The organism is Kiritimatiellia bacterium, assembly GCA_028715905.1.
Taxonomy (GTDB): domain Bacteria; phylum Verrucomicrobiota; class Kiritimatiellia; order JAAZAB01; family JAAZAB01; genus JAQUQV01.
Window position 1 is genome coordinate 76,172 of the sequence record JAQUQV010000002.1, and the last position, 15,402, is coordinate 91,573.

A 15,402-nucleotide genomic window follows, 5' to 3' on the forward strand; every position below is an offset into this window, starting at 1 on the left:
CTCAAAGCTTTCCCGGTCCACATAAACAAAGTCGTATTTCACATCCGATTGCACATGGTTGATACGGCCCCAAGGACAGAGAGGATCCCCTTCTTCTCTTTGACTTTGGCGGACAGTCGCTTGACTACAGCATCGGCGACACGGCTGATGATCGTTTGCACGAATATGATGACACATGCAAGGCAGAGGTAGAACAGCCATTTTTCGGGTTCCGTGACCAACTTCTTGAATAGCTCGCCATCCATGATGTTTTTTCCTCATCCCCAACCATTGCTTAACAGAATCTTTTGATCTGACAATTTGCGATTGAGCCTTTGATCGGTCAAATTGACCGATGTCATTATCAAATTATTTGAGGATATAGTAGGCATTCGTCATGCAGAGTCAACGGCAAACTACATCCTGACGGCGTGTGGTAATACACCCAGAAGGGCATGTGGGGAACGAAGCCGCCGCCATCTGTGGCCTTTAGCTGGGTTTCATTTGTCCCGTTAAATATTTGTGAATTATACTTGAAACTAATGTTTGATAAGGTAAGCCTTCTTGAATAGCCCGTAGCTTTATATTGTTATAGTCCCAATCGGACATGCGGATGTTGATTTTTTTGATCTTATTCAAAGCATTCCGGGCATGGGTTTGATATTTTTTTATTTCTTCCGCCATATCGGGAACAGCAACCCATTCGCCATTTTCAATTTCATTTTCCAGCGCCGCTTCTTCTTTAGTGAGCAGTAATTTTTTCATTTTTTGTCTCCAATATATTTTTTAGTTGACGCGCGGCTGGGATATATTGTTTTTAAAAAACATGTTCCATCATGTTCTTTCACAAAGGGCACATTAAATGCATATCCTTCGCGTTCAACCACCAATATTTCTTGATTTGGTTTCTTCGGGTGCTTTAAAATTGCCCGCAAATAGCCTTCGTCTATAAGATAAATTATTTCCTCAAATGTAATGTTGCGGTTTTCTGCGAGCCATTTATTTTTCTCGGGACTCCAATTGAATTTCATGTGCTGAATATAGGACAATGCCTATCTTTTGTCAATATCATTGTTTATCTGGTCTGGTCCGCACAGATTGATTAACAGAATCTTTTGATCCGGCAACTTGCTATTGAACCTCCGCCACGGGCGGATTGACCGATGTCATTATCAAATCATTTATTTCTTTCACTCTTCCAATTCCAGGGCAAACCGGATAGCTGCCTGGACTTCCATCATCTTTGATTGAACAAGCGTTGTGATGACGTTCCCGAGTTTGTTTTTTGAAACAGTTTGAAAATGGTCGCAATTTACAGCACATTCTCTGGGCATTCCATCTTCCCGGGAGAGATGAACTTCGCTTGGGATGTCCCGTACGGTTGACGTGATGGGCGCTACGGTGACTTCATTCAGATATTCCATGACCGAATTCCGCGTCAAAATTAACACGGGACGGTTCTTGTCGGGGTGTTGGAATCTGTACCATCGGGCCTCGCCTCTTTTCACTTTTCACCCCAGGCCTGCTCTTTTGTCCAAACATCGAATTCTCCCTTTGCAACCGGTTTGCCGGCATATCCCAGCCGGTGTTTTTGTTCCAATTGCCGCGCCTGCAACCGGCGAATTGCCAGACGAAGGGCTTCGCGAGTAAAGGCTGATCGGGTGGTCTTTGTTTCTCTGGCAACGCGATCAACTGTTTTGACGAGATTATCGTCCAGGGTCATTTGTATGGTTCTCATGACTATATACCTTTATGTTGAGACTTATAGCTATAATACCCATTATTGATTTATTGTCCATGGCATGAGTCGCTTGCAAAAGTCTACTTTTGCAAGCAGAATCCAGAAGTCAGAAGACAGTAGTCAGAACGACAGCACATGCCAAGATGCTTAATATCAGCGACTTGCGCTTATTCTGAATTCTGACTCCTGACTGAATTCCAGCAAAACAGGAGTTTTGCAATTAACTCGCATATTTTCAATTTTTTTGAGCCAACGCCTCCTTCACCGTTTGCAAACCAGCTGCGGGACGGCGATAATTCGACAGGTATCCGGACAGAACGGACGATTCTAACTCACCGCTCAATGACATTTTTCGCCGCCTTCCAGATATCCGTTTGAACTTTTGTCACCGGCCGCCCGGCGTTCACAATGCAAAACCGCTCCGGATTTTTTTTCGCCAGATCAAGATAACCTTCGCGGACGCGCTGATGGAAGGCCATGTTCTCGCTTTCAATCCGGTCTTTTTCGGTTCCCTGCCGCCGGTTGCGTTGGTGCAGTCTTTTGAATCCGGCGCGCAGGTCCAGATCAAGGAGAATGGTGAGGTCGGGCGCGAGTTTCTGGACCGCGAAGGCGTTGATGGCGGCGATTAATTTCAGGCTGCATCCGCGGGCGTATCCCTGATAGGCTGCCGTTGAATCCGAAAACCGGTCGCAAACGACGTGTTTTCCGAGCCGTAGAGCCGGCAAAATGACGGTTTGCACAAGCTGGGCGCGGCTGGCCATGAAAAGCAGGAGTTCCGTCCGGGGACACATTTTCTCGCTTCCGGCCTTGCTGCTCAGCAGGCGGCGGATAACTTCGCCGATGGACGTGCCGCCAGGTTCGCGGACTTCCGCAACTTCATGGCCGGCCGTGCGCAGTTTTTCCGCCAGGAGCCGCGCATGGGTGGATTTGCCGCTGCCTTCAATGCCTTCAAACGTTATCAATCTGCCGCGTTTGGATTTCATGTTCTGTCTGCTGACTACTGACTTCTTTTTTTAAGCTTAAACCCGTCCGCCGCGTCCTGGATAATCCAGCCTTTTGTTTCAATCTCCCGGCGCAGCCGGTCGGCTTCCGCCCAGTCTTTTGCCTTTCTGGCGTTCTGTCTTGACCGGGCGAGCTCCATGATGGCGCGGTCGGGTTTGTCCATGCCCCGTTTTAATACGCCCAGAACGGCGTCCATGCCGTCCAGCGCATTGAGCGCGGCCTGGGCTTCGGCGGCGGAAAGAGCTTCGGCATTCATTTTACGGTTGCCTTCGTGAATCATGTCAAACAAGGCCGCCAGGGCGGCGGGGAGGTTCAGATCCTCGTCCATTGCGGCGCGGAATTTCCGGAAATAATTTTCAATCCAGGCCGGATTTCCGCCAGGGCTGGTTCCGGTCTTTCCGGCGGCATCCTGCAGGCGCGCGTTAAATTCATCCAGCCGGTGCAGGGATGAACGGGCCGCCTCCAGCGCCGGAAAGGTGAAATTGAGGGATTGGCGGTAATGGGCGGAAAGGAGGACGTAGCGGATTTCGCGGCCCGAAAATCCTTTTTGGGTTAAATCGCGCAGGGTATAAAAATTTCCGAGCGATTTTGACATCTTGCGCCCGTCCACTACGAGGTGGGCGCAATGCATCCAGTATTTGACGAAGGGTTTTCCGGTGGCCGCCTCGCTCTGGGCGATTTCGTCCTCGTGATGCGGGAATATGTTGTCAATTCCGCCGGTATGCAGGTCAAACGATTCGCCGAGATATTTCATGCTCATCGCCGAGCATTCAATGTGCCAGCCCGGGCGCCCCCTGCCCCAGGGCGAATCCCAGGCAACATCGCCGTCTTCCTCCTGATACGCTTTCCAGAGCGCAAAATCGGAGGCATTTTCCTTTTCATATTCATCCTGAGCGATCCTTGCGCCCGGCTTGAGTCCCTGCATGTCAAGATGGGCCAATTGCCCGTATTTCTTGAATCTGGCTATGCTGAAATAGACCGAGCCGTCCGCTGCGGGATAAGCGTACCTCTTGTCAATGAGCGTTTGAATGAGGGCGATCATTTCCGGAATATGTCCGGTCGCCTCCGGGTAATGCTCGGCCGGCTCAATGTTGAGCGTCTGCATATCGGCAAAGAAAGCGTCCTTGTAAGGCTTGGTATAATCGGCCAGGGAAACGCCGGCGGCGCGCGCGCCGCGGATGGTTTTGTCGTCCACGTCCGTCAGGTTCATCGCCTGGCGCACCTTGAACCCGCAAACCTTCAGATAGCGGCGTAAAATATCCTCAAAAACATAGGCCCGGAAATTGCCGATGGTGGCATGGTTATAAACCGTCGGCCCGCAGGTGTACATTTTCACGTCCGGCGGGGCAAGGGGGATGAATTCCTCCGGGCGTCTCGTCAAGGTATTGAAGATTTTCAACATGTTGTGCCGCTTGAAATTCAACGCTTGGCGTTCGGGATTGCCTGGGCTACTCCCGCCACGGCAAAAGCGGCGATTCCCTCGCCGCGGCCGAGCGCCCCGAGCCCTTCCAGGGTGGTTGCCTTGATGGAAACCCGCGCTTTATCCAGCAAGAGCGCCCGCGCCAGCTTGCCGCGCATTTTGTCGCGGTAAGGAGCCAGGCGCGGTTTTTCTGCCAGCACGGAAACGTCAATGTTAACGACAGTCATCCTTTTATTTTTTAATTTTTTGCCGACTGCGGCAAGCATTTTCAGGCTGTCGGCGTCTTTCCAGCGTTTTTCATTATCTGGAAAGTGGGTTCCAATGTCGCCGTCCGCGGCCGCGCCGAGCAGGGCGTCCATGACCGCATGGCAAAGGACGTCCGCGTCCGAATGGCCGGCCAGGCCGGGCCCCGATTTTATACGGACGCCGCCCAGGACCAGTTTGCGGCCCGCGGCGAACCGGTGAATATCAAATCCTATGCCGGTGCGGATCATGACGGCTTTTTACAGCGCGGGTTCAGGCTGCGCCTCCATTTTTTTCTTTGCGATTTTAATTTGCTCAAAAAAACCGGCGGAAACTTGTTTTTAACTGCTAAATAAAGTGATATTGCAGGAAATATGTCAAGAGGAAAACCCGGCCGCGCTTGTTCTGCACGATGTTCTGCGGATCCAGACTTCATTTAAGGAGTAACGGCGGAGATTGGAATTTGCCGCTTGCCCGGATTTTGGCCCGCAATCCGCCGTTAAATAATGGGGGACAGACATCGTTCAATTCCCGGTCTTGCGCTGCAACAGAATGTTTTTGACCAGGACGGCGCCCTTGAATTTTCCGCGCACGTGCAGGCGGATGGTATGCGTTCCCTTCGGAAGGTCAAAGGTCTGCCTGGCCGCCATCCACCCGCCGCGGCGCATCAGGGCCGGCTCCTTGACAACGTATTGTTCCATGCTGACATCTTTTTCCCCGGTTTTCTTTACCACCGAAACCGCCGTCCAGACGCTGCCTTTAAAATCATCGCTTTTGCGGAAAAACGCTTCCAGGACGAATTTCATGTCATCCGTGACCGTAATAATTCCCGACGACAATCCGATGGTTGTTCCCGGGTTGGCCGAGGAGAGCCGGAATACCGGGGCGCCTTCCTCGCCGCGGCAGACTTCAATGCTTTGGCGGTATTTATCGCCCAGATGCAGTATCCAACCCGGCAGGACGCTGTTCGGCGGCAGCGGGGAAGGGGGTGTTGTTAAAAGATTCCGGGACGGAGCGCCATGGTAAACAACAATCGGGTCAGCCCGTCCGATATCCAACTCGCGGTTAACAATCCGGTGCCGGTAAATGGCGCCCGCAATGAACAGAACAAGCGCAGCCAAAATTGACAACAGGGCCGCGAAACGCCAGCGCTGGATTTTTGTCTTCAATGTTTTGATGACCTGGACTTCAATCACGTCCTTTGCCGCCTGCGCCTTGGCGGCCGGCGGAATAAAATTCAGCCTGGCGCGCAGCGGCGTTGCCGCCAGGTTCGGGTCGCGTTCCAAAAATCCGCCCGGCTCGGCCGGCAGCCCCGCCTCATTCAGAGCCTGCCGGTAGGCATCCAGGTCAAAGGGAATCTTACGCCAGAATACGGCGCGCCGGCGGAGATCGTAAATGCAGTAGGATGAACGCGTATCGCTGTCGCGCGGATTGCCCACGGAGCCGGCGTTGACCAGATAACGTTTTCCCTGTTCCTGCTCAAAATCCTCGGGGGCGAGCCGGTAAGGTCTTCCGCTCGCACCCGTCAGAAAAATACCGGGGCAATGAGTGTGCCCGTTGAAAAGCAGCGGTTCCGCGACGGTTTGCCATGAACGCAGGGCGTCTTCCGGCTCAATTACGTAATTAAAGAATCCCGGCTCGGAAAATTCGCCGTGGACACAGCGGAAGTTTTCCCCGGCAAGCGCGAGTGGAATTGTTTTCAAAAAGTCCAGCGCTTCCCGGCTGACGCGGTCGCGCGTCCATGCCAACACCATGCGGGCCTGTTCGTTAAAGAGCGTGCTTTCCAGCTTGCCGCACAGCGCCGCGTCATGATTTCCCAGCACGAAATAATCCACCGTCTCGTGAACCGATTCCAGCACCTCGCGCGGATTAGGGCCGTATCCGACCACGTCGCCAAGGCAGATGATGCGGTCAACTTTCAGGCTGCGAATATCCAGCAAGACCGTTTTCCAGGCCTGCCAATTCGCGTGAATATCAGAAACGATGGCGTAACGCATGATCTCCCCCGGGCTTTGTCAATCAATTCCGTTTACCCGCGGCGCTGCGGACAACAGGTTTTTGCGCGTTGCGTCAGCCCTGCGAAAGCAGGTTCAGTTAAAGTCAAATGCCTGGGATGGGAGTCGAACCCATACGGCCTTTAGGGCCATCGGATTTTAAGTCCGATGCGTCTGCCATTCCGCCACCCAGGCTTCTGGTATTGAAAAAATTGATTTTATTGACCAATAATACCATCAGAAGCAAATTGAACCGCACAAAACGAAAAGCAAGGGGAATATGACAAAAAAAAGACGCACCGGCAATCTTTATCAGCGCGGAAAAACATGGTGGCTGAAATATATGGTTGAAGGCCGGCTGATCCGGCAGAGCCTTGAAACAACCAGCCGCGAAGAAGCGGAAGAAAAACAAAAAGAAATTATGCGTCCGTTCATGGCCGCCGCCCGTGTTGACGCTCACGCCATAATGGAGAAGCGTCTCCGGGATGCTGTCATAGAGCGCGACCTGGCAGAGGAAACCGCCCACCCGCCGCTTTCCGTGGTTGATGCTTGGGATGCTTTTATAAAATCACCCAAGAGGCCGGACAGCGGACCGGCAACGTTGGGGGCTTATGCCTTGCAATGGGGAAGTTTTGTCCGATGGCTGACAAAAGAACATCCGGACATGAAACAGTTGCGCGAAGTCACAAAAGAAACCGCCGAAGAATATTCCACGCACCTGACCAGCCGGGGCATAACGCCGAATACTTTTAATAAACACGTCCGCGTTTGTGATCTGGTTTTCCGTATTCTAAAAGACAAGGCGAAAATTATAGAAAATCCGTTTCCCGGTATTACGCGCAAACATCTAACGACGCAATCCCATAGAGAGCTTTCCACGGAAGAATTGATCAGGGTTTGCCGATCAGCGACAGGGGAACTTCGTTCAATGCTGGCAATGGGGCTATACCTGGGCGCGCGTTTGGGCGATGCGGTAATGATGGACTGGGGATGCGTTGACCTGATTAAACGCCTGATTCGCTACACGCCACACAAGACCGCCCGGCGATCTGGCAGAATTTTGACTGTGCCGCTACATCCGGTTTTACTGAACATTTTTAATGAGATTCCACCGGTCAATCGCAAAGGCTACATACATCCGAACATGGCCGATCTATACAGACGCCGGGGCGCGTGTGCTGTAACCAATATAATTCAGGCGCATTTCAAAAAATGCGGGATTACAACCAATCGCAAAGGAAACGGTGTTCGCAAAGTGGCAAGCGCAAGTTTTCATTCGCTAAGACATTCCGCTGTTTCTCTGCTACGCGAAGCCGGAGCGCCGTTATCCGTTACAATGGCAATTGTCGGACATTCCACGCTGGCAATCCATGACACCTATTCCCATGCCGGAGAAGCCGCGCTTAAACAGGCTGTAGCCGCGCTTCCGTCTGTCATGGGGGAACTGATTCCCAAAACCTTGCCAGCCCTGCCGGCGGCAACAGAGCAAATGATTAAAGCCGATAAAGTTCAGGTATTGGCAGAGCGATTGAATAGTAAAACATGGCGAATTGTCCGGGATGAATTACTAACCTTGACAACACCAAAATCACTTGCAATAACGTTTAAAACGAAAGGATAAAAATATGCTAAATAAAGATATTATTCCGTCCAGTAATATTGAAAAGAAAATCATGCTTGTTCACGGCCAGAAGGTCATGCTTGATAGCGACCTTGCCGTGCTGTATGGCGTAACAACGTTCAATCTCAACAAGGCGGTGAAACGCAACCTTAACCGCTTCCCTGATGACTTCATGTTTCAGCTTACACGGCAAGAGGTTGCAAACTTGATATTCCAAAATGGAATATCAAAAGAAGGCCGGGGCGGCAGACGGAAACCGGCTTATGCCTTCACCGAACAGGGCGTTGCCATGCTGTCAAGCGTGTTACGGAGTCCGCGCGCAGTCCGCGTCAATATTGAAATCATGCGCGCCTTTGTCCGTATCCGTCAATGGCTGGCTTCCAACACTGAACTGGCGCGCAAGCTGGCCGAGCTTGAGAAGAAATATGACGCGCAATTTAAGGTTGTGTTTGACGCAATCCGGGAACTCATGCGTCCGCCGGAACCGCCACGGAAGCAAATCGGTTTTCACACGAAAGATTGAAATGAACATTATCCTCAGCAGTACGGGGCACCCGGAACTTATAATTATTAGGAACGGAAACCTTTACGGCATAAGCATTTTATTTGCGACGGCTTGAGAAAGACCGACTTTTTCTTCTGAACCAAGAACAGGTTTTTCAATGTTTTGGCTTTGCGCCAAAGTCGCCCGTTCTTTTGCCGCTTGGTCTTCCGCAATCCTGTCCCGGATTCTCTGCATGGCGGCCATGTCGGCAAGAACCATATGCGGCTTTTTATCAAACCCGGAAATCAAAACCTTATCGTCATAACAAAAGAGGACCTTGCCAAGCCGACAATATTGCCCCTGAACATAGCGGTCATTTTCAGTTGTCACCACCCGGCCCCGTTCATCTTCTACGACTCCAAGAAACGCTTCATGCAGGACAACATCCACAGGCGGCTTGACATAATAAGCGCCTGGCGCGACCGCAGAACCAGCCACAGGCCGAGCTGGACCGGCAGAGGGCATAACCACAGACGGGACCGGCTTGTCTTTTATAAATCCAAACCTGGAGCCAAGCCGGGACCAGGCCAGCCAGCCAAGCCCGATAATCAAAAGAATAAAGAAAATCAATCTCATAATACGCCGTCCCTTCCGTTTAATCTTGCCGTCAAACTTCGCACCATGCCCCTTGAGCCGGGTAAAAGTCCGAAGCAAAGTGTATGTATTATAAAGCGCATAAATGCCAACGTCCTTGAATTCAAACCTCTTGTCCAAAATTGTCTTGCCGTCATAATCATATTGAACCATAAGAAACTGATTGAGCGGCCAGCCAATCCCCAGCGCGGAAATCTTGAGTTTTTTGAGGTCCCGGAAACGCCAGATATATTGAACCAGCCGCATAATCTGCTTGTCCAAGTTAAGCGCAGATTGAGAAATGAAAATAATATCCGTGAAACACTTCCGGGATTGAGAAAGGAAAATAAGCATTTCGCGCAGGACGTTCGCCCAATCCCGGGCGTTAAGCCAGATATGAGCTTCGTCAATGACAACCAGCGACGGAGTCCCGTCAATACCTGGGGGAGTATGCTTGTAAAATTGATTGATCTGTTCATCTTCCAGATAGATAAACTGGCCTTTTTGATATTCCCAATCATGCCGACTCCGCAAAAACGCCTTAACCGGCTCCATGTTCAACATGATATTTGAACATACACAACCACCGGCGGCGATATATTCACACATACGCCGGACAGCATGATAAGTTTTTCCGCCACCTAAACGGCCTTCATAAACTTCTATCACTTCCTACCCCCGCCGGAAAAAAAACACCCCTTAAAACACTCCACGTCAGGCGATCCGGAGTCAGTCCTTATCCCAGCACCCCCTCTTTTTGGACGATACGCCTTACCCCGAAACGGTAGGAATCCATGACTTGACAAGGCCATATACCGCGCAAGCGATACCGAGCGAAACAAGCGCAATCATCATCAGGAAAGTTTCAGTCAGAGGAAAAAACGTGTTTGTAATCTCCAGGATGGACAAGACATTGACCGTGTCAGATAAGCCTCCGGTCACAGAGTCAGGAATTCTAAGCTTGTCAATCCATTGCGCAATATAGCCGAGCAAATGAGAAGCAAACCGGATCGCGCTGGTCAGTGACATCATAAACGCAAGAATAATCGCAAAGCCGGAGGAAATCAGATAAGACAGAAAGCCCCCGGATATTTGAAGAAAGCGAATGATCGCGTCAAGCCACTTGCCGGCAAATAAAAATAATAATCTCAACATATTTTATACCCTCCCGAATGTTCTTTTAATCATGACGAAAGCAATCCAAAACGAAAGCAGAGCCATGATCCATTTCATGAACGTGCGGAAAACGCCGATTATCGGCCAGTCAGAGGTCCGTATTTCTACAACCTGGTCAAGATAGGGAAACGTAAAGCTAAACGATTCTTTAATGCCGACACTCGGCAAGGGCAAAGAAACCACGTCAAGAATTCCCTTTGCCTTGACAAAAAAGGCGTCAGCGTCAGCCTGAATTTTATCGGATTCAGCAAAATATTTTTCCGTATAATCACTGGCCGCGCGGAGCAGGTCATTTGAATACGTTAAGCCGTATTGCGCTGGGTCAGAAGGAATATAAGAATTTGCTTCATCACTTAACGCAGAACGAAGCATGTCATACCATTGCGCCAGCGTATAACCGCCGCCAGCCCCGTTTGTATTGCCGGGATCCGGCGGCACATAGTTTGTCGGATTATTCGGGTCCGGTGTAGGGTCATCCGGCCCGGGCGGATTATAAGGCGAATTGGTATTGTAAGGCCAGTTAGGCGGCGGATATTGCGGCCACTCCGTCAAAGGCGGCGGCGGATAATAATTCGGCGGCCAGGGCGAATAATAAGGCGGCCAGGGGCCAGGCGGTGTTTCCGGGTCATAAGCATCATCTCCGGGATAAGGGATATAAGGGTCAGGCGGAGAGTTTGTCGGAGCAGGCGGCACATAAGGCGAATTAGTGTTGTAATCAGTAAAATCTAACTTCGTCACATAATGAAAATCATTCGGATTAGAAAGAGACGTCATCGCCATCGGCAACTGCTCCGGCAATTGACCAGGAACATAAATAATCCACTCATAAAAAACATTATATGCTTGTTCTACTGTTCCTAATTTGTAATGGACACTGTCCAGATACGCGCCTGAAGTCGTATGAGTAAAAACACCTTTGGATGACCAGGGTCCCGGATAAGTATTGTCTATCGCAGACGCTACAAATAATTCAGCTTGAAAGCCCTTATTTGTTTGTCCATCCAAAAAAACCACACCTTCCAAGTCAAAATAGCAATAATAATCCGGTGGCGGCGGCGGGCCATTCGTAGAATAAACGCAATAAATCCATCCGACATCAGTGTAAAAATGCCAATTCGCCCACTGATAATCCACAATAGGATAAGAATTATTCAAAACAGGAACATCACACTGAAAATAATAATTTGATCCATTCACCAGATTCCCGGGAGGCTGCATAGAATTTGCATCCCCCGGAGGCGGGATATAATGAAAATCCCAGATTGAACCACCTTCAAAATTCTTAAACGTCCTGGACCAAAACGGGCCAATAGATGGTTTTGTCACCCCAACCGGCCAGTTTGACCAAACAACATTATAATATTGATCAACTTGAATGACGGCCCCTAAACCGTTTCCCTGACCCTGGCTGAACGGATTCCGGCTCCAGGGACGTTCCTCAGCCACCACAGGACGAACAAGTCCAGCCATTATGACCGAGCAAAGAAGCAAACCGCACAGATAAGCGCGCATATTGTCCCCCAAATCCATAAATTAACTTTCAACAAAAACATTAAGGCTTGATTCAAAGCCAGAGACGACCCCTGAAAGACCAGGTTTGTCAGACCTGCAACCTGAACCGAAAGATCTGAAACCTGGGAAGAAAGATTGGTAACAGCGGAATAAACCTGCTCGTCAAAAACCATCAAGGACGAACCAAAAACATCAGCCGCCAGAAACACGCTTAAAAGCGCGAATAATAACCTTAACCCCATAACACCCTCCCCATATAACGACGACCGGCAGAAGAAATTGAATGAAAAGCTCATACAATCCCGCATAGATCGCCGCGCCGGAAACTTCTATAATATTATTCGTCATCGGAAACTGCCTTCCATTCACAACGCTTTTCAAACAGATTCACCGAGTGAAACTGTTTGCAGCTTTTGCTCATACTCACGCAATCATTACGTCATAAATTCCGTAATCATTGCTTCGCCCCCTGAAACCAACTTTTAATCAGCACCGGAAAAGACCGCCCAAGATTCGCAACGCCCACGAACAGATTTACAAAATAAAACTGTTCTTGGCTTTTGCTCATACTCGCGCAATCATTACTTCATAAAACTTTCGTAATCATTGCTCCGTAACCAGACCCAACTTTTGAACCGGACAAGGACAGCCCCACCTATGCAGGGCTGTCCCACGACCCGGACGGATTATTTCACGCCTTTGAAAGCGCGGACAATTATCCGGATACCATACAGACCAAGGAATATGGCCAAAGCCGCACCAGCGGCCACGGCGATATATCCGGCCAGCGTCACGCCAGCCGCGGTCAGGTCAAGCGGAGGCGTGTCCTCTGCAAAACCCAGTACCGGCAAACCGACCGCAAGAGCGACCGGCAAACCGATCTTGATATACTTTCTGATTATCTTGAACATCTTAGAAACACCTCCTCTCAATTTTTGATTTTTTCCCATATTGAAAATCACACAGCGCACAAAAGACGGTCTAACCATATTTCCGCTTCCCGGTAATTTTCAGGACTCCGGCGACCGTCAACACAGACAAACCAGCGACCGGCAAAAGTGCTTGTGCCATCCGGAAGAATCATAGTTTCCATATCTTCCACGGTTTTAATTACGTCATCATGAACACAGAAAAGACACGCTTCCGCGCCGTTAGACCAGGCGTAATCCTTCAAAATGTTCGCTTCATGTCTTTGCATTGATATAATTTTCTTTCCAAAGCCTGTTCGCCCACTGTAAAGCGGTAGATAAACCGGACGGCGATTGTTCACCGTAGGCATAAACCAGCCAATCATGACGGTAAGGCCGACGCCGGATATCTAAACGCCTTTCAACAATCAAAGCGCCCAAACCCAAAGCCCAGAATGATTTCGCCAGTCTATACGCTTCACTTTTTGTCATAAGCCCATCAGCCGGAGTCCCCGACCGTTGAAAACGATTTCAAAACATACCGGAAGCCGGTTGCGAGAAAGGCAAGGCTTAGCCCGATCCCGAAACCGAAAAGCAGTTCAGTCAATACATTGATTTCCATTCCCCAAATCTTCCCTTCCATCCCCAGGCAGTGATTCCGGCCACCCAAAAGCGCGAAGGCTTAAACCACCTAAAACCGCTTTGAATTACGAAGCCCCCCCCCCGTCCAGCCTTAAACCCCAACCCCGCAGGACTGAATTTTGATAGACCTATATTCAAGCCATCCGGTCAGCCCGCCGCCGCTTGCGCGGCGGCAGGCCGCCCGGAACCTTTGTATGTCACGTTCGGGTGATTACCCGACGACGTGTTGCACGTTTCCGTCTGTCTGTAACTTTGCCAGCATCAAAGAATCCCGATAATGATTCATCAGAATTACTTTCTCAACCGACTTGGACAGCATCAGAACCGACCTGGCCGCCCCGAACTTGGCCGACTCATACGCCATAGATCCAGAGCCTATATCAGAGGCAGAGCAACCCAACAGCCCCGCAATATATGGCAACCCATGCAACCGATTGTCATACAGATCAATCCGGGAAATACCGCCGCCGATACGTTTCCACAGCGCGCGCATCGCAAATCTATTTCCCATAGTGACACCCTGTTCCGGCAGGCCGGCGATTAAAAAATGAAAATGCAAACGCCCGAACGAATCGCCGCGCTCTAAGCGTAAGCACCAGAGTAAATCTTTCCTATGAACCTTGTTATGAGCCGCTATTTGCCTGAAAAAAGCAAACCACATTGACAACCGGGCACGTTCAGACAATTTAGCTTGCCGAAAGGTCAGGCCGCCGAATAATTGCCACATAATAGAACTCAAAAAGAATGTCTCTGGATTTTCTAAAATCATGATTTCAACATGATAATTTTGTGAAATTAACTTTCAGAAGAAAGCCGGATCGGCCAATCCCCATATCCTGGTAAGGCCAGTTCCCCAAATCACCGACCCGGCTTCAATCATTACACTTTGACTGCTTTATCAATCAATCTGCCGCGAAAACGCGCGCGTCCGCCGAATATCTGGCTCAAATCTGTCAGAGCTAATTCAACGAGTTTATCAATAACGGAATTTTTGTACTCTTCAACAGGCGTATCCAGTGCCACGTCAAACGTGTTCTTGAAACGATGTTCCGTTAATTCCGATTTATCCAATGCGGTCAATAAGACCTGCCTGATTTCTTCGCCTTTGCGTGTTTTGAACGAATGAATTTCTTCCGCTATAATCAATGCCTTAACTTTCATTTTTCTTGTCCCCCGTTCTTATTGTTATATTTTTATCACCGAACATGATTTTTATCCGATACAAGCAATCACAAACCGCCGTCTCAAAATGCTCAAAAACCGGAGTTTTCATAATAATCTGATCCAGCTCGTCAAGCTCAGTAACAAGACAGTAATACCCTTCCTTTTTTATGTTTTTTAATACTTGAACCAATAATTCATCTTTCATGTTTATCACCGGGAAACTAGAGGAAATGAACCACGCATTTTTATTTTCAGACTAACCGTCTATAGCTTGCGGACATCATGTCCCTCTACTAATAGGATCAAAATGCCCATAATTAAGCCGTTTTTTCTTTACATCTCTCTAATAATAAACGTCTTAACCTGCCCATTTTTAGCCGCACCGTTTCATCTAACATCTTCATTCTCCGAGCTATTTCACGACCTGACGGAGTAGGATATGCCATCAACAATTCAAGAATCTGGCAATCCACGGAATCAATTTCCCGAGCCACAATAAGATCAAATATCGCCACTTTCATTTTCAATAACCGACGCTTCCGGGAAGAACGCATCCGAAAACAACCAATAGAACCATCAACAACCGATGAAATATGACCATGCAAAGCTTCATCAAATTCAACAGCTCCACATGACTCAATAAAATTTCCGTCTTCTTCATTTTTCTTCTGATCTTCCAACACGCATAAATAGCAAGGCGTTTTTTCAAAAGCTTTCCCGGCTAATTTTGAATTATTTAACGGACTATTTTTACAACTTGAGCAATCTTTCATATTTCAATTATTCCCAATTAAATTTTATGAATTCAGACACTTTGCCATTCACGAAAACAAACCCGGACAATGATTCGTCAATTTTCAAAATCTGAATATTGACCCCTTGC

Annotated in this window: 21 protein-coding genes and 1 tRNA gene; 2 read left to right on the forward strand and 20 right to left on the reverse strand. The window is 49.2% G+C overall.

Going from position 1 to position 15,402, the window contains the following annotated elements; translation table 11 throughout:
• Nucleotides 1–38 precede the first annotated feature (38 nt).
• From PHP98_01035 to PHP98_01080, 10 genes are all read right to left on the reverse strand, one after another.
• Nucleotides 39–245 carry a hypothetical protein gene (locus PHP98_01035; GenBank protein ID MDD5482224.1) on the reverse strand — a complete coding sequence of 69 codons (207 nt, stop codon included), beginning with the start codon at nucleotides 243–245 and terminating at the stop codon, nucleotides 39–41.
• A 223-nt stretch (nucleotides 246–468) separates the two neighbouring features.
• The gene (locus PHP98_01040; protein ID MDD5482225.1) at nucleotides 469–744 is read right to left on the reverse strand and encodes an antitoxin; all 276 of its coding nucleotides are present in this window, start codon (nucleotides 742–744) and stop codon (nucleotides 469–471) included.
• On the reverse strand, nucleotides 741–1,010 hold the full coding sequence (locus PHP98_01045) for a toxin (GenBank protein MDD5482226.1): 270 nt from the start codon (nucleotides 1,008–1,010) through the stop codon (nucleotides 741–743). Before PHP98_01045 ends, PHP98_01040 begins: the two co-directional genes overlap by 4 nt.
• A 159-nt stretch (nucleotides 1,011–1,169) precedes the next feature.
• Nucleotides 1,170–1,487: a type II toxin-antitoxin system PemK/MazF family toxin gene (locus PHP98_01050; GenBank protein ID MDD5482227.1), complete on the reverse strand. Its 318-nt coding sequence runs from the start codon at nucleotides 1,485–1,487 to the stop codon at nucleotides 1,170–1,172.
• Entirely contained in the window at nucleotides 1,484–1,702 is a 219-nt protein-coding gene (locus PHP98_01055; GenBank protein ID MDD5482228.1) for a ribbon-helix-helix domain-containing protein, read from the reverse strand. The genes PHP98_01050 and PHP98_01055 overlap by 4 nt, the downstream gene beginning before the upstream one ends.
• Nucleotides 1,703–2,052: 350 nt before the next feature.
• Nucleotides 2,053–2,703, reverse strand: coding sequence for a dTMP kinase (gene tmk, locus PHP98_01060; GenBank protein ID MDD5482229.1), 651 nt, complete (start codon nucleotides 2,701–2,703; stop codon nucleotides 2,053–2,055).
• Between the two features lie 14 nt (nucleotides 2,704–2,717).
• Nucleotides 2,718–4,124 (reverse strand): cysteine--tRNA ligase, encoded by a 1,407-nt coding sequence (gene cysS / locus PHP98_01065; protein ID MDD5482230.1) that lies wholly within the window; start codon nucleotides 4,122–4,124, stop codon nucleotides 2,718–2,720.
• Between the two features lie 17 nt (nucleotides 4,125–4,141).
• Nucleotides 4,142–4,636, reverse strand: a complete 495-nt coding sequence (gene ispF, locus PHP98_01070; protein ID MDD5482231.1) for a 2-C-methyl-D-erythritol 2,4-cyclodiphosphate synthase — start codon at nucleotides 4,634–4,636, stop codon at nucleotides 4,142–4,144.
• A gap of 273 nt (nucleotides 4,637–4,909) precedes the next feature.
• Nucleotides 4,910–6,382 carry a metallophosphoesterase family protein gene (locus tag PHP98_01075; protein ID MDD5482232.1) on the reverse strand — a complete coding sequence of 491 codons (1,473 nt, stop codon included), beginning with the start codon at nucleotides 6,380–6,382 and terminating at the stop codon, nucleotides 4,910–4,912.
• A gap of 108 nt (nucleotides 6,383–6,490) precedes the next feature.
• Nucleotides 6,491–6,574: transfer RNA gene (locus tag PHP98_01080), tRNA-Leu, on the reverse strand.
• A 226-nt stretch (nucleotides 6,575–6,800) separates the two neighbouring features.
• Between PHP98_01080 and PHP98_01085 the strand changes: the two genes are divergently transcribed.
• A complete protein-coding gene (locus PHP98_01085; GenBank protein ID MDD5482233.1) occupies nucleotides 6,801–8,000 on the forward strand; it encodes a tyrosine-type recombinase/integrase in 1,200 nt (399 codons plus the stop codon).
• 4 nt (nucleotides 8,001–8,004) lie between these two features.
• Entirely contained in the window at nucleotides 8,005–8,523 is a 519-nt protein-coding gene (locus PHP98_01090; protein MDD5482234.1) for an ORF6N domain-containing protein, read from the forward strand.
• Between the two features lie 63 nt (nucleotides 8,524–8,586).
• On the opposite strand, the gene PHP98_01095 is transcribed toward PHP98_01090, so the two are convergent.
• From PHP98_01095 to PHP98_01140, 10 genes are all read right to left on the reverse strand, one after another.
• Nucleotides 8,587–9,786, reverse strand: coding sequence for a zonular occludens toxin domain-containing protein (locus tag PHP98_01095; protein MDD5482235.1), 1,200 nt, complete (start codon nucleotides 9,784–9,786; stop codon nucleotides 8,587–8,589).
• A gap of 102 nt (nucleotides 9,787–9,888) precedes the next feature.
• The gene (locus PHP98_01100) at nucleotides 9,889–10,272 is read right to left on the reverse strand and encodes a hypothetical protein (GenBank protein ID MDD5482236.1); all 384 of its coding nucleotides are present in this window, start codon (nucleotides 10,270–10,272) and stop codon (nucleotides 9,889–9,891) included.
• Nucleotides 10,273–10,275: 3 nt separating this feature from the next.
• Nucleotides 10,276–11,823, reverse strand: coding sequence for a hypothetical protein (locus tag PHP98_01105; protein ID MDD5482237.1), 1,548 nt, complete (start codon nucleotides 11,821–11,823; stop codon nucleotides 10,276–10,278).
• Between the two features lie 668 nt (nucleotides 11,824–12,491).
• Complete coding sequence (locus PHP98_01110) at nucleotides 12,492–12,716, reverse strand: hypothetical protein (protein ID MDD5482238.1); 225 nt, start codon at nucleotides 12,714–12,716, stop codon at nucleotides 12,492–12,494.
• Between the two features lie 47 nt (nucleotides 12,717–12,763).
• Nucleotides 12,764–13,099 carry a hypothetical protein gene (locus tag PHP98_01115; protein MDD5482239.1) on the reverse strand — a complete coding sequence of 112 codons (336 nt, stop codon included), beginning with the start codon at nucleotides 13,097–13,099 and terminating at the stop codon, nucleotides 12,764–12,766.
• A gap of 113 nt (nucleotides 13,100–13,212) precedes the next feature.
• Nucleotides 13,213–13,335, reverse strand: a complete 123-nt coding sequence (locus PHP98_01120) for a hypothetical protein (GenBank protein MDD5482240.1) — start codon at nucleotides 13,333–13,335, stop codon at nucleotides 13,213–13,215.
• A 231-nt stretch (nucleotides 13,336–13,566) separates the two neighbouring features.
• Nucleotides 13,567–14,124: a hypothetical protein gene (locus PHP98_01125; protein MDD5482241.1), complete on the reverse strand. Its 558-nt coding sequence runs from the start codon at nucleotides 14,122–14,124 to the stop codon at nucleotides 13,567–13,569.
• Nucleotides 14,125–14,234: 110 nt separating this feature from the next.
• Nucleotides 14,235–14,516, reverse strand: a complete 282-nt coding sequence (locus tag PHP98_01130; protein ID MDD5482242.1) for a hypothetical protein — start codon at nucleotides 14,514–14,516, stop codon at nucleotides 14,235–14,237.
• Nucleotides 14,506–14,724: a hypothetical protein gene (locus PHP98_01135; protein ID MDD5482243.1), complete on the reverse strand. Its 219-nt coding sequence runs from the start codon at nucleotides 14,722–14,724 to the stop codon at nucleotides 14,506–14,508. Before PHP98_01135 ends, PHP98_01130 begins: the two co-directional genes overlap by 11 nt.
• 112 nt (nucleotides 14,725–14,836) lie before the next feature.
• The gene (locus PHP98_01140; protein MDD5482244.1) at nucleotides 14,837–15,292 is read right to left on the reverse strand and encodes a hypothetical protein; all 456 of its coding nucleotides are present in this window, start codon (nucleotides 15,290–15,292) and stop codon (nucleotides 14,837–14,839) included.
• Between the last annotated feature and the right edge of the window lie 110 nt (nucleotides 15,293–15,402).

Coding starts and splice junctions, on each gene's coding strand:
- PHP98_01040 (MDD5482225.1), bottom strand. CDS start 744: ATGAAAAAATTACTGCTCACTAAAGAAGAAGCGGCGCTGGAAAATGAA.
- PHP98_01125 (MDD5482241.1), bottom strand. CDS start 14,124: ATGATTTTAGAAAATCCAGAGACATTCTTTTTGAGTTCTATTATGTGG.
- PHP98_01135 (MDD5482243.1), bottom strand. CDS start 14,724: ATGAAAGATGAATTATTGGTTCAAGTATTAAAAAACATAAAAAAGGAA.
- tmk (MDD5482229.1), bottom strand. CDS start 2,703: ATGAAATCCAAACGCGGCAGATTGATAACGTTTGAAGGCATTGAAGGC.
- PHP98_01085 (MDD5482233.1), top strand. CDS start 6,801: ATGCGTCCGTTCATGGCCGCCGCCCGTGTTGACGCTCACGCCATAATG.
- PHP98_01090 (MDD5482234.1), top strand. CDS start 8,005: ATGCTAAATAAAGATATTATTCCGTCCAGTAATATTGAAAAGAAAATC.
- ispF (MDD5482231.1), bottom strand. CDS start 4,636: ATGATCCGCACCGGCATAGGATTTGATATTCACCGGTTCGCCGCGGGC.
- PHP98_01120 (MDD5482240.1), bottom strand. CDS start 13,335: ATGGAAATCAATGTATTGACTGAACTGCTTTTCGGTTTCGGGATCGGG.
- PHP98_01100 (MDD5482236.1), bottom strand. CDS start 10,272: ATGTTGAGATTATTATTTTTATTTGCCGGCAAGTGGCTTGACGCGATC.
- PHP98_01130 (MDD5482242.1), bottom strand. CDS start 14,516: ATGAAAGTTAAGGCATTGATTATAGCGGAAGAAATTCATTCGTTCAAA.
- PHP98_01055 (MDD5482228.1), bottom strand. CDS start 1,702: ATGACCCTGGACGATAATCTCGTCAAAACAGTTGATCGCGTTGCCAGA.
- PHP98_01110 (MDD5482238.1), bottom strand. CDS start 12,716: ATGTTCAAGATAATCAGAAAGTATATCAAGATCGGTTTGCCGGTCGCT.
- PHP98_01045 (MDD5482226.1), bottom strand. CDS start 1,010: ATGAAATTCAATTGGAGTCCCGAGAAAAATAAATGGCTCGCAGAAAAC.
- PHP98_01115 (MDD5482239.1), bottom strand. CDS start 13,099: ATGATTGGCTGGTTTATGCCTACGGTGAACAATCGCCGTCCGGTTTAT.
- PHP98_01075 (MDD5482232.1), bottom strand. CDS start 6,382: ATGCGTTACGCCATCGTTTCTGATATTCACGCGAATTGGCAGGCCTGG.
- PHP98_01140 (MDD5482244.1), bottom strand. CDS start 15,292: ATGAAAGATTGCTCAAGTTGTAAAAATAGTCCGTTAAATAATTCAAAA.
- PHP98_01035 (MDD5482224.1), bottom strand. CDS start 245: ATGGATGGCGAGCTATTCAAGAAGTTGGTCACGGAACCCGAAAAATGG.
- PHP98_01105 (MDD5482237.1), bottom strand. CDS start 11,823: ATGGATTTGGGGGACAATATGCGCGCTTATCTGTGCGGTTTGCTTCTT.
- cysS (MDD5482230.1), bottom strand. CDS start 4,124: ATGTTGAAAATCTTCAATACCTTGACGAGACGCCCGGAGGAATTCATC.